The sequence below is a fragment of the Novosphingobium sp. genome, from assembly GCF_019748365.1.
Taxonomy (GTDB): Bacteria; Pseudomonadota; Alphaproteobacteria; order Sphingomonadales; family Sphingomonadaceae; genus Novosphingobium.
In genome coordinates this window covers 1-12769 of sequence record NZ_JAIEPN010000062.1, presented here as the reverse complement: position 1 = coordinate 12769, position 12769 = coordinate 1, and the positions used below count along the sequence as shown (strand labels likewise).

The window sequence follows — 12769 nt, the reverse complement described above, 5'->3', positions numbered from 1 at the left end:
TAGCAGGACTGGCCCATTTTTAATCCGGTGCTACCGGCCGATCCGTGGCCCCTTTTATTCCCGGTGTTCTCAGCCGTATCGAACACCACGAGCTTGACCTCGACCGAGGGCAGCGCGGTGAGGATCGAGGCCATGACCGCGGCATAGATCGTCGAGGACAGCATCGAGCCGGACTGATCGACGCAGAGAATGATCGTCCAGGGCAGGCGCCGCCGGCTGCGGCCATGAAACCGCAGCCGATCCGCCACGATCCGCCCGCGTTCGCGGTCCCAGTTCTTGAGGTTGTCGCGGATCGTCTCGCGCCAGGCGAAGTTCTTCATCGACTTGAGCTGGCTGCGGCGGAAGCGGTTCGGCTTGCCGGCGAGCGCCGCCTCGATCCGGGGACGGAGCTGGCGGAGGATCTCCTCCACTACCTTGCGCGTCACTTCGCGGATCTTCTCGCGCGCCGCCGGATCGGCCGCCCCCTTGAAGGCGATCAGCGCTTTCAGCAGATCGCGGTTGGGCTCCAGCGCATCGAGCACGGCCGGATCGGACAGCAGCTCGCTCATGCCGAGATTGTCGATCGCGTGAGCCTGCACGGTTTCGTAGACCGACTGCGGAAAGAGATCGCGCAGCTCGCCCAGCCAACCCAGCGGCGTGAGGCTCGTGGGATCGAGCGAGCCGCCTCGCCCGTCAGGCTTGCCACGCCGCAACCCGCGCTTTTCCATCTCGCGCGCATAGAGATAGTCGAGCGCGCGGTCCGCCCGCAGCTCGGCGCGGGAAAGCTCGGACGTGGGCAGCGAACGCTCGGCATAGCGGCCCAGCGCGAGGCGCCAGCGGCGCAGGAGCTGCGGATCGGTCATGCGAGGCCGTCCCGTTCCAGAATGGCGTGCAATTCGCGGTCAAGTGCGAGATTGGCGGCAAGGTCGCCCTCGGGAAGCTCGACCAGCACGGCGAGACGGTTCGGATCGGCGCCGATGAGATCGGCGACTTCGGCGGCCAGCCGGTCGGTCTCGCGCGGGTCGAGCGGCATGAGCGCGAGGCGTAAGTGCGGGAGAAGCGCCAGGAAGGCCTCCTCGCTCGCGCCTGCCACCACATCGTTGAGCGCGGTGATGATGACGGGCGTGGTCCACAGCAGCTCGCGCGCAATCGCCACCACGCCGCCCAGAAACGCCAGCCGGTCGGCCGGTTCGACATAGCCGCTGGCGAGTTCGCCGCGCAGCCGCTGCTCGAGAGCTTCGGGAGCAATCTGGCCGCCGGTGAGCGCAAAGGCCATGACCGCGCCGGCGAGCATGGGATCAAGCTCGGCCTCGCCGAGCCGGGCCAATGCCTCGTCGAACAAGCCAAGGTCGAGGGGGGCATCGGACGAACGAGCCAGCTCGATGAGGCCGCGCAGATCGGCCAGTGCAGCGATGGCGGGGCGCAGCTGATCCTCTCCGCAATAGGCCAGCTCGGGCAGCAGGGTGAGCACGCGGCGCCAACTGGCGGCCATGATCCGGTCGAGCGTTGCCGTATCGGCAATGTCCAGCGCCTCGCGGCTGCGGCGCAGGAGCACGAGATCGGTCAGCGCGGCGATCAGCGAGGCCAGCTCCGGATCGTCGAGCACGTGGCGCTCCACCGCATCGAGCACGGCGTCCGCCGTCGCGCCAAGCCCCGCCCGGCACGCTGCCGCATAGAGATCGATCGCGGCCATCGCACTGCGCCCGCGGCCAAGCGCCGAAAGGCCCGCCAGCTTCTCGGCCAGCACGGCCGCCAGCGCATCGCCAAGCGTGTCCGCCACTTCGGAGAGCTCGATCAGCCGCGTCTCGACGTGCGGCGACCAGCATACCGACCAGATCTCATGCAGCCGGTCGAGCCCGGCATCGTTGCGGAAGTCGGGTCCGGCGGTGCGCTGCGCGAAGTCGGAACCGATCAGCGCCATGGCATGGCAGAGCCTGCTGGCTTCGCGGTGACGGGGCTTGCGGTAGATATCGAGTTCGCGCGTGCGCCGTTCGCCGTCGGCAATCGTGAAGCCCAGCGCCCGCGCCCTGTCGCGCACCGCCTCGACCAGCGGAGGCGATCCTGCCGAAGGCGGCACATCGCCGATCGCGCTGCCGGTCAGCCAGGCCCTGAGCTCGGCGAGCAGCGGGACGTCACCCGGCGGGATCTCGTCCTTGATGAAGCTGGAGCGGACCGCATCAATGATATCATCGCGCGCGGGGAACGGCCGCTCGCGCAGCGCGGCGAGGCGCTCGGCCTGTTCGACCGCGTTCAACACCACCGGCATGCTGGGCGACGCCAGCTTCTTGCCGCGCAGATGCGCCGCAAAGCCGGTGATGAGCTCCAGCGCGAGCGCCTTGCCGCCGGTCTCGCGCGCCTGCCACAGCCGCTCATAGAAGCCCGGCAGCGCGAGGCCCGCGCCATAACCGGCCAGCGCATCCAGCTGCCGCATGCCGTAGCGGACGAGATAGGAACGCCCCGCGCCCGGTTTCGGCTCGATCACCTTGTCCTGGCCGGGCTCAATCAGAGCAGAAGCGTGGAAGCCGCCGACGAGCACCACGATCGGCCCCTCGATGGCCGCCCGGTGCCGCGCGATCAGCGCGCGCATCTGCGCCTCGCGCGCCAGTGTGCCGTCGCGCGTCATCGTATCGGCGGAAACCGCGCCGCGGATGCAGGCGCAATATTGCCCGACATCGGCAAAGAAGCCCGCCCAGTCGGTCTCGGCAATGCGGGCCTCGAAAAGCTGGTCCCACACTTCATTGCCATCGCGGCAGCCGAGTTCGCGGGCGAGCGCGGTGACATAGTCGCCGACGTCGAACGGGGTCTCGTCGCCGACCAGCGAGCGGCTGCCTGAATCGTCATCGCCTGAAAGCATGGCCGGGTCGGTCGAGGGCAAATCGATGAAGCGCGCCGGAATGCCGCTGGCCGATGCGCTCTGCAGGGCGATCAGTTCGGGGCTGTGGTTGCAGAAAGGAAAATAGCTCACCACCCGGCGGGTGCCGCCTGCCTTCTCCACATCGCGCAGCGCCACGATAGCCACCGGCGCGCGAGTGCGGGGATCGCAGATCTGTTCGATCAGCGGCTCGAAATCGCACGGCCCCTCGATCAGGATCGCCCTGGGCGCGACTGCCGCCAGCAGCCGCTCGAGATGCGCAGCGCAAGCCGGGCTGTGGTGCCGGATCGGCACGATCCACAGATCGCGCGCGGGATCATGGAGTGGGGGTGCTTCCACCGGCGGGCTCACCCCAGCTTGAGCGACCGCGCCGCCTGATAGAATTCCTTCCACACCCCGGACCGCCCGGCGCGGTCCTTCACGATATGATCGACATAGGCGCGCAGGCGTTTGCCGTCCTCCGGCGAATCCTTGAGCACCACGCCCTGGATCTGCCGCGCGACGTGCATGCCCGAAAGCCGCCCGTCATCGAGATAGACCGCCTCCAGCGCGGCAGCATGGAGCACGTTGACCGCCTCTGCGGTGGACATGACCGCATCGGGCCGGTTGAGGTTCACGCCTTCCGCCGTGCGCCCGGTGCGCAAGTCCTGGAAGGTGCGCACCAACAGATCGGCCACTTCCCGTTCGCCGCGCACGCTGATGCCGGCGGGTTCCAAACGCTCGGCCAATTGCTTCAGCACGAGTTCGCGCTCGAAATCCGGGTCGCTGATCGGGTGCACCGTCTCGAAATTGAAGCGGCGCTTGAGCGCGCTGGAAATTTCATGAACGCCGCGGTCGCGCAAGTTGGCGGTGGCGATCACGTTGAAGCCCGGCGCTGCCATGCTGACGGCATCAGGGCCGAGTTCGGGCAGGGCCAGCGCCTTTTCCGAAAGGATCGAGATCAGCGCGTCCTGCACTTCGGGCGGGCAGCGGGTGATTTCCTCGAAGCGCACGATCCGGCCGCTGCTCATGGCATTGAGCACCGGCGATGGCACCAGCGCACGCTCGCTGGGGCCTTCGGCCAGGAGCAGGGCATAGTTCCAGCCATAGCGGATATGGTCCTCGGTCGTGCCCGCCGATCCCTGCACCACCAGCGCGGAGGTGCCCGAGATCGCCGCCGCCAGCAGTTCGGAGAGCAGCGATTTGGCCGTGCCGGGTTCGCCCACCAGCATCAGCCCCTGCTGGCTCATCAGGCTGACGATGGCGCGGTCCGCCAGCGGATCATCGCCATAGAACTTGCGCGCGATGCCCAGCTTCGCGTCCCCCAGCAGGAACTTGCGCACCGCGCGCGGGGAAAGCTTCCAGCCGGCCGGCCGCGGGTTCTTCGCGTCGTCCGCCGCAAGCAGGGCCAGCTCGGCGGCATAGCGCTGTTCGGCCGGTCTGCGGATCGCTTCGGTCTGCTCGGTCATGCGTAGGCCTTCTTGTTCCACAGCACATCGAAGCCGGTGCCTTTGGCGGCGATATCATGATAGTCCCGCCAGCATTCGGCGAGCAGGACCGGCGGCACATCGCGCAGCGCCACCGCCGTCCCGCCCCCGCCAGACCCGCGCAACTTGCGGAAGCTCAGCGATTGCAGCGCAGCCGGGCGGTTCTCTTCGGGCAGGGGGCTGCCGGTGAATTCGATTTCCACCTGCAGACCCGCCTCGCGATAGGTCTTCTCGTAGGTCAGAAACCAGCCGCCATCCTGCGCCGGGCCGCGCTGCCAGCCAAGCTTGCCCGCCGCGCCGCGCAGCTTGAACGTCTCGATCATCCAGCCTTCGCGGTCGCTGATCGCGCGGGCGCCCGCCTGATCGGGGTCAAGCTGCGGCAGATCGCGGCCCAGCTGGTCGAACGGCGATTGCACCGCGTAGTCGGCCAGATGCCCGCGCCATGCGGCAATGGCCGCCGCATCGAGCAACGAGGAATGCGCGAGCCGGATTTCGGCGAAGGCGGCAAGATCGATATCGCCGTCCTGCGCATCAGTATAGCTGCCATCCCCCAGCGGACGGAACAGGGCCACCGGCTGCGCCTCGTGGTCGCAGCCCTGCCAGATCAGCCGCGCCGCGATCCGCCCGACGATGGGATGGCCGGCGATGAAGCTTTCCCAATCCTCGCGCGGCCAGCTGCGCTGCAGGCACATCGCTTCCTTCATCCGCTCGGTCTGCGCGGTGATGACCTGCTTTGCTTCCTTGCGCGCGTTGGAGAGCAGTTTCTTGGCCGCTTCGACGACCGGACGCTCCTCGTCGATCCGCGGGCCGGGCAGCGCCTTCACCTCGCGGCCATCGGCATTGAACAGCACCAGGGCGTCCTGCTCGTCGAGCCGCGCGGTGTACGTCCGCCCCTCGCCGCAATCGAGCTCCAGCACGCCGTCCGCATCGAAGCCGCCGGTGGACACGGTGCGATCGGCCAGTTGGCCCGCCGACCAGCCGTTCCGATCGGCAATCGCGTCGATGAGTGCGCCGGCATGGGCCTGCACGCTTTTCTGCTTCGACCGGTTGGACGCGGCGAGCACGACTTGCAGCGCCGCGCTGCTGCCATTGGCGGCCAGCGCATCCAGCAGCGCCTTGGCCTGCGACACGCGCGCGCCGTGATCCTTCAGGAAGGCCCGCACGCGCTGTGCCGCATCGGCCCCGTTGACCCGCGCGCAGAGTGCGAGGATGCCCTTGCTGTCCGCCGCGCTGCCCAGATACTGCGAGGTCATCCCCGCCTTCAGCCGCGCGAAGACCATATCCCGATCGGTGGGGAAGTAATCGGCGCTCTGCGGCCAGCGCTTGGCATTGGCGATGTTCTGCTTGAGCACCGCGTCGACATGCGCGGCGGCATAGGCATTGGCATCCTCGTCGCTGGGGGTGCGGGTGTCTTCATCGATCCATGACGTCAGCACCATCCAGCCCAGCTTGTGCGCATCGCCGGGGGCGAGCCGGTCGAGCCACAGTGTCATCAATGCATTGCCGCCAGGCTGCTTGAGCTTGCCCGCGAGCAGCACCCACCAGCGCGGCAGGAGGGGATCGACGGGCTCGCCGTTTTCCCACCTGAGCTGCGGCAGCCGATCGAAGGGAAACCAGTCGAGCGCCTTGATCTTGAGCTTGGCGATGCCGGCCCGCGCGTCCTTCAGCATCACATCCTGGGCGAAGAACTCCGAGACGTCCTCGCCCAGCCGTTCCAGGGCGGAAATCATCGCCGCGCGCGCAAGATCGCTCTTGTCCTTGGCGAGCGCCCGCCGGATCGCCGCCACTTCGCCGCGCTCGCCGCGCTGGGCGAGCCAGTCTGCGGCCTGCGCCCGCACCTCCTGCCGCCCGTCTTCCAGCTGGCGCGCGATGGCCTCGCCGAGGCCCGGCGTGCTGCCCAGCAAGGCGCGCGCAGGCGTGCGCACATGGCTGGAGCTGTCACCGGCAAGGGCCAGCAGGCGCGAACGGTAGCGCGCAGGAAGCTTGGGAAAATGACCCAGCAGTTCGAGCCCCACGGAGAGCCGCATCGGGCTGCCTCCGGACTGCGGCACCATGCCCAGCGCCTCGTCGAGCATCGCTAGCCGCTCGGCCAGCAAGGGCCACAGCGACAGATCGATTTCCGGCTGCGGCGAATACCAGCGCTGGGTCAGATGGTCTGAGACGAAGTCCTGCCCACCGTTCGCCAGCCACACATCATAGAACGTGCGGATGTCGAGCCCGGCCTCCAGCCGCCGCTGGACCGCCCCGCCGGCCTGACCCGACCAGCCATTGAACAGACTGTAGAAATGCCGGTTGGACGAACCCAGCGCGAGGCGCACCAGATGGTGGAGCGACACGCGCGGATCATCGAGGAACCGGTCAACGGCCGGGTGGCGCAACTGGGGCAAATTCAACCAGCCCAAGGCGCTCTGGTTCGTGCTGATGAGGAACGTGCTCTCCGCGAGCTTCGCGATCCGCTCCAGAGCGGCGCGATCGACCGGGGAATACTGCTTCGACCAGTGCCACTTGTTGTTTTCGGCTTCCTCTTTGCCTTTGGCGAGCAGGCGGTTGAACTCCTCCGCTGCGGGCGCCAGCAACGCCAGCGCACTGCGATCGAACGGCGATGCCCCCGGGCCCGGTTCGGCGGCAGGCAGATCGACCCACGTGCCATCGACCGCGGTGTAGCCGCCCTTGCCGTCCGGTCGGAGCGGAACCGCCTCATCCGTGGCACCGGGCGCGGGCGCGGCACCGGCGGTCCGCTCGAACGCCGCGATCACCTTGGCCGAAGTCTCGCCCTCACGCAGGCGCGCCAGCGTCGGCGCGGCCAGATCGCCGAGCGTCGATGCGGCAACTTCGACCAGTTCGGCACGCTGCCCCGGCGCGGCAGCGGCAAACCGTTCGGCGATGCAGGCGGCCAGCGCCGCGCCGTCGGTTCCCGTCAGCGCCTGCCGCGCCGCCGCGCGCACTTTCTTGGATGATCCGGTCGCCACATCCACGAGCAGGGACAGATAGAGCGTCTGCAGACCCGAACGGCCGATGGCGCCGATGACTTCGGCCCGCACATCCGCGCCCGCATCGGCCAGCGCAGTGCCGATGGCCGCGGACCTGTCCCGAAGCATCTGTTCGACCCCGGCGAACCGGTCCACCGACGAGTTGGAGCCATATTGCACGGCATCGCGGCAAAACACGATATCCAGCACGGCCCCGAACCCCAGCCCTCCGACCAGCGCGAGGCCCTCAAGTGTTTCAACCGGCTGGTTCTTGCGCCCTTGCCCGAGCCACTGCGTCACGGCGTGGCGCAGCCAGTCCGGCGATTTCTTCGTGCCGAAGTAGCCCCAGTCCCAGCTGATCGGATCGAGCGCGGCCAGAACCTCGCCCAGCCGCATCATCTGGTCCACGCGCCAATCGGCAAGCGTGGTGAACAGGCCGCTTTCGTCCCTGATCGGATAGACCCTGTGGCGCGAACGCCATGCCTGCTGCACCGCATTGCCTTGCAGCTTCAGCAGCACCGCAGCCGGCTCACCCGCGCTGACATAGGCCGCGATCTGCTTTGGCAAGCTGCCATCCTGCTGGGCGAGCGTCCCGAAATGCTTGACGAGCTTGCTGATCGGCGCGCGGCCAACACTCTCTCCGGACGCAGAGGCGCCAAGACCAAGCGAAGACTTGAACCGATCCCAGATCCCCAACGCCACGGCTGTCCCCCCACCCTCGGGCAAGGCGCCCTGACGAGGCGCGCACCCTGCAATAATTCAACCAATCCGGATGTTTGGCAGCGTCCGACGGGTTGGCGATATTGTTCGCATCGCGCGGCCTCCCGTCAAGCGATCTTGCCTTGCCGATGCCGCCGCAAGTCGCGGCCGACCCATCCGGGGCCGGCTTCATCTGCATATCTTCTGCACGCAGACCTCAACGGCCATGCACAGCGCCCGCAGGCCGCCCTCCCCGCCCCTGGCCCATTGCCGGGATAGCAGTGGAAGGGAGTGCAGCATGGCTGGCTTGCAGCGCAGAGGAAGTTTCCTGTTCAAACTTGGCGGAGCGCTCGTCGTCGCCGCGGCCATGGATGCCGCGATGTTCAGCTGGGAGCTGGGCCTGGCGGCTTTTGGGGCGCTGCAACTCGTGCTGCTCGTGCTGGCCGCCGCCGCGCGCCCTGCCATTCTGCGCCGCCGGGCAGCGCGGGCCTGCTTCGGCCTCGCCGCGATCGCCGCCGTGGCCATGATCTTCGATCCCGGTCTGCTGGCCTGGTCGCTGTTCTGGCTCTTTGCCGGGCTTGGCACGCTCCTGCCGGCGGCCGCGCGCTTCGGCGATGCCTGGCGCTGGAGCCAACGGCTGATCCTGCACGCGCTGCGCGCCGTGATCGCCCCCTTGCTCGATCTGCGCCGCCTGCTCCGCGTCAGCCCGCGCGGCGGGAGGGGAAAGCTGCGCCGCGCGCTGCCTCAGCTTGCGCTCCCCGTTCTCGGCAGCGGCGTGATCCTCGGCCTCTTCGCCTCGGCCAATCCGGTGATCGAGCAAGTGCTCGATCAGGCCCTGTCGCTGTCCCCGCCCGACGACTGGTTCTTCCGCCTGCCCATCGCCGCTGTCTGGTTTGCGATGGCCTGGAGCCTGCTGCGCCCGCGGATGAGCCGGCGCGTGCTGGGGACCTTCGATGGCCGCGGTGATCTGGCCCTGCCCGGGGTCACACCCGCCTCGGTCCAGCTCTCGCTCATCGCATTCAACGCCCTGTTCGCCCTGCAGAACGCCATGGACCTGCTCTGGCTTTGGGGCCTCGCGCCGCTCCCCAAGGGCATGACCCTCGCCGAATACGCCCACCGCGGCGCCTATCCGCTGGTCGTCACCGCGCTGCTCGCGGCGGGCTTCGTGCTCGTCGCGCTGCGCCCCGGCTCCACCACCGCGAGGATGCCGCTCGTGCGCCGCCTCGTGATCGCGTGGATTGCGCAGAACGTGCTGCTCGTCGGCAATGCCGCCCTGCGCACGATGGACTACATCGCCGCCTATTCGCTCACTGAACTGCGCATCGCCGCGCTGCTCTGGATGGGCCTCGTGGCGCTCGGCCTCGTGCTCGTGATGTGGCGCCTGCTGCAGGACAAGAGCGCCGCCTGGCTGATCAACTCCAACGCGGCGGCTGCACTCGCCCTGCTGCTCGGCTGCAGCTTCGTCGATCTCAATGCCGTGGCCGCGCGCTACAACATCGCCCATGCCCGCGAACTCGGCGGCAGCGGCGCCGCGCTCGATATCTGCCATCTGCAGCGCATGGGCGTATCGGCCCTGACCGCACTGGCAGAGCTGGAACAGCGCCCCGCACCCGAGGCCATCCACCTGTGGGCACGGTTGCTGCGCGAAAATGCGCAGGCGCAGCTGACGCGGGATCTGGCCCACGAGCGCTGGAGCGTGCTGGGCACCCTGCGCCTCGCCCAAGTGCGCGCGACCTTGCGCAAGCATGCGCTCAACCCCGTCGATCATGGCTGGATCGATTGCACGCACCGCGATGTGACCGAGTTGCGGCAGGCTCTCGGGCTCGAACCGGCCACGCCCGCGCCCGCGCCTGCATTGACCCAGCCCGCGAAGCCATGAAAGATCAACCGATGACCGGTACCGCTCCCCGCAAGGTTCTCCTTGTCGATGATGATCCGCATATCCGCCAGGTGCTGGCATTCGCCTTCGCCAAGGCGGGGATGAGCACCGAGGAAGCCATCGATGGTGAGGCTGCGCTTGCCGCTGTGGCCGCCGCCGTGCCCGATCTGGTCGTGCTCGATATCAACATGCCGCGGATGGACGGGCTCGAAGTCTGCCGCCGCCTGCGCGCGATGGACTGCGCGGTGCCGATCCTGTTCCTCTCCTCGCGCGATGAGGAGATCGACCGCGTGCTGGGCATCGAACTGGGCGCCGATGACTATGTCGTCAAACCCTTCTCGCCCCGCGAAGTGGTCGCGCGCGCCGGCGCCATCCTGCGCCGCGCCGCGCCTGCTCCGCCGAAAGCGGCGGCGACGGATGTGGCGCACGGCCTGCTCCGGCTTGATACCGCGGGCTGGCAGGCCTTCTGGAGTGATCAGGAAGTCGCGCTCACCGTCACCGAATTCTCGCTGTTGGCGGCGCTGGCGGCGGCCGGCAACCGCATCCTGTCGCGCGATGCCCTGATCGACCGGCTCCACGGTCCCGGCTTTGCCGTCACCGATCGCACGATCGACAGCCACATTCGCAACTTGCGCCGCAAGTTCGCCCAATGCGGCGCGGCAGACGTGATCGAAACCCGCGCCGGCATCGGCTATCGGCTCGGGCCATGCCAGGGCCAGCCTCCCAGATGAAACAGCTGATCGCGCGCTTCTGGCCGGTCCTGCGGCTGCGCTCGATCATGTTCATTCTCCTGCTCGTCGTGGCCGCTTTGCCCGGTGTCGCGGCCATCGGGCTCAGGGTCTACGAGAACGCGCTGGTCCGCCGCACCGAAGCGGAACTCATCGCGCAGGGCAGCGCGCTGGCGGCAAGCACGGCGCTCGGCTTTGCCGGGGATGCGGCATCCGCGGCAGCCAGCCGGGCAACCGACCCCGGCAACTACGATGATCGCACGATCTCGACCGGCATCGACCTGCGCACGAGCGCCGTGCTCGGCGAACGGCCCGATCCGGTGCCGACTGCGCTGAAACCCGATCCGGCCGCCGCGATGATGGCCAAGGTCTGGTCACCCGTGATTGACCAGACCCGGCAGGTGACGCTCGCCTCGATCATGCTGCTCGATCGGCAAGGCGTGGTGCTGAATGGCCGTGACGCCGGAAGATCGCTGGCGTTCCTCCCCGAAGTGCGCACCGCGCTGGCCGGCAGACCCGTGACCACGCTGCGCCATAACGGCTCCTACACCCGGTCCTCCGCGCTCGAATGGATCAGCCGCGCGACCGACATCCGGCTGCACCATGCCCGCCCGATCATCGCCAAAGGCCGCGTCGTCGGGGTTGTGCTGCTGTCCCGATCGCCGCGCGCGCTGTTTCGCGGCATGTATGAAGACCGGGGCAAGATCGCGGCGGGGACAGCCGCGATCTTCCTGTTCCTCGTGGCGATCACCGCTGCCCTTGGCCGCACGATCGTCCGCCCGCTTGAAGCGCTCAGCAAGGCGACCCGCGCGCTCGCCGAAGGCCGGCAGGCCGCCCCGCCCCAGCCCACGCTGCGGGTGCAGGAGATCGACAGCCTGATCCGGGACTTCGCCACGATGGCCGCCGCGATCGAAGTGCGCTCGCATTACCTGCGCGATTTCGCCACCGCGCTGGCGCACGAATTCAAGACGCCGCTCACCGGCCTTTCCGGCGGGATCGAGCTGCTGCAGGACCACGGATCGGCCATGTCGGAGACGGAGCGCGCGGGCTTCCTCGCCAACATGGCCGCCGACACCCAGCGCCTCAACCGGCTGATCTCGCGCCTGCTCGATCTCGCCAAGGCCGATATGCAGCGCCCCCACGAAGGCGCCGCCTGCGATCTGGCCGACGTGCTTGCCCGCATCGCGGACGGGCTCGGCGGAGCCGGCTTCACCATCGACACGAGCGCTGCGCGCTTGGCCGTCCGGCTGCGTATTGATGGATCGGCACTTGAAACCGCACTGACCACGCTGGTCGACAATGCCCGCGCGGCGGGAGCCAGCGAGGTTACCCTCGCCGCTGCCCTGATCGATCGCCAAGTGGAGCTCACCGTCAGCGACAACGGCAGCGGCATCGCGCCCAGCGACCGGTCCCGCATCTTCGAACCCTTCTTCACCAGCAAACGCGCGCAAGGCGGCACCGGCCTCGGCTTGCCCATCGCCCGTGCCCTGATCGAACGCAACGGCGGCTCGCTCACCCTGCAGGAGACACCCGCTGGCACCTGCTTTGGGCTAGCTCTGCCGCGCTGGATCCCTGACACATAAGACAAGCCCCGCGTGACCAGGCCCGAATGTGCAGCCGGAGCTCGCAAATTGTCCGCTATCGCCAGAACAGTGCGATAAACCCGCGAATTGGCATTGCCTAGAGCCCAGCCTCTGGCTAAAGCGCGCCCCTGCCCACAAGGCGCGCCGCTTTAGCTCAGTCGGTAGAGCACATCATTCGTAATGATGGGGTCAGGTGTTCGAATCACCTAAGCGGCACCATTTTTTCAAAGACTTACGCCATCTTTGAATAAGTGAGCTGAGGCCCTATCTGGCTCCAGCAAGCACATAGTAAGCACCAGATCGATTATCGAGTGAGTTCATTTCCGCTCAACGTCACATGACGTTACGCGACGTCAGCCGACGTCAGCAGCCATCACCGTACGAACCAATTGCCCATCTCCTTGGCCGCCTGCTCAAGCAGCTTTGCGGCGAGACGCAAGTTTCCCCGATCGAATGCATCATCAAGGGCCTGCTGAAGCCGCTGCAGGCGGAACGCCCGGTGCGTGATGGGGATTTGGGCCGACTCGGTCCGAAACCGCTCCCGCATTGCCCGGTGATAGTCCACCCAGCGCTGTGCGGCCGTGCATTGCGGAG

Annotated in this window: 8 protein-coding genes and 1 tRNA gene; 4 read left to right on the top strand and 5 right to left on the bottom strand. The window is 67.9% G+C overall.

The genetic code is table 11. The annotated features are described in order from the left end of the window. The 4 genes from K5Q19_RS08675 to K5Q19_RS08660 all read right to left on the bottom strand — a co-directional run. Window positions 1–842: VWA domain-containing protein (locus K5Q19_RS08675; RefSeq protein ID WP_292943521.1), on the bottom strand; the 842-nt coding region annotated here is incomplete at its 3' end. Next, window positions 839–3190: a DUF5682 family protein gene (locus K5Q19_RS08670; protein ID WP_292943518.1), complete on the bottom strand. Its 2352-nt coding sequence runs from the start codon at window positions 3188–3190 to the stop codon at window positions 839–841. The genes K5Q19_RS08675 and K5Q19_RS08670, both read right to left, overlap by 4 nt. Window positions 3191–3198: 8 nt before the next feature. Then, window positions 3199–4299: an AAA family ATPase gene (locus K5Q19_RS08665; protein ID WP_292943515.1), complete on the bottom strand. Its 1101-nt coding sequence runs from the start codon at window positions 4297–4299 to the stop codon at window positions 3199–3201. Then, entirely contained in the window at window positions 4296–7988 is a 3693-nt protein-coding gene (locus K5Q19_RS08660; RefSeq protein ID WP_292943513.1) for a DUF4132 domain-containing protein, read from the bottom strand. Before K5Q19_RS08660 ends, K5Q19_RS08665 begins: the two co-directional genes overlap by 4 nt. A gap of 295 nt (window positions 7989–8283) precedes the next feature. Between K5Q19_RS08660 and K5Q19_RS08655 the strand changes: the two genes are divergently transcribed. From K5Q19_RS08655 to K5Q19_RS08640, 4 genes are all read left to right on the top strand, one after another. Beyond that, window positions 8284–9864 carry a DUF4173 domain-containing protein gene (locus tag K5Q19_RS08655; protein ID WP_292943510.1) on the top strand — a complete coding sequence of 527 codons (1581 nt, stop codon included), beginning with the start codon at window positions 8284–8286 and terminating at the stop codon, window positions 9862–9864. 11 nt (window positions 9865–9875) lie between these two features. Then, window positions 9876–10595: a response regulator transcription factor gene (locus K5Q19_RS08650; protein ID WP_292943507.1), complete on the top strand. Its 720-nt coding sequence runs from the start codon at window positions 9876–9878 to the stop codon at window positions 10593–10595. Then, a complete protein-coding gene (locus K5Q19_RS08645; protein ID WP_292943505.1) occupies window positions 10592–12175 on the top strand; it encodes a HAMP domain-containing sensor histidine kinase in 1584 nt (527 codons plus the stop codon). The genes K5Q19_RS08650 and K5Q19_RS08645 overlap by 4 nt, the downstream gene beginning before the upstream one ends. A gap of 143 nt (window positions 12176–12318) precedes the next feature. Beyond that, window positions 12319–12394 (top strand) — tRNA-Thr (locus K5Q19_RS08640). A 154-nt stretch (window positions 12395–12548) separates the two neighbouring features. Here K5Q19_RS08640 and K5Q19_RS08635 read toward each other — a convergent pair. Continuing rightward, window positions 12549–12769 (bottom strand): DUF2280 domain-containing protein (locus tag K5Q19_RS08635; protein ID WP_292943502.1); only part of this gene is annotated, 221 nt, incomplete at its 5' end.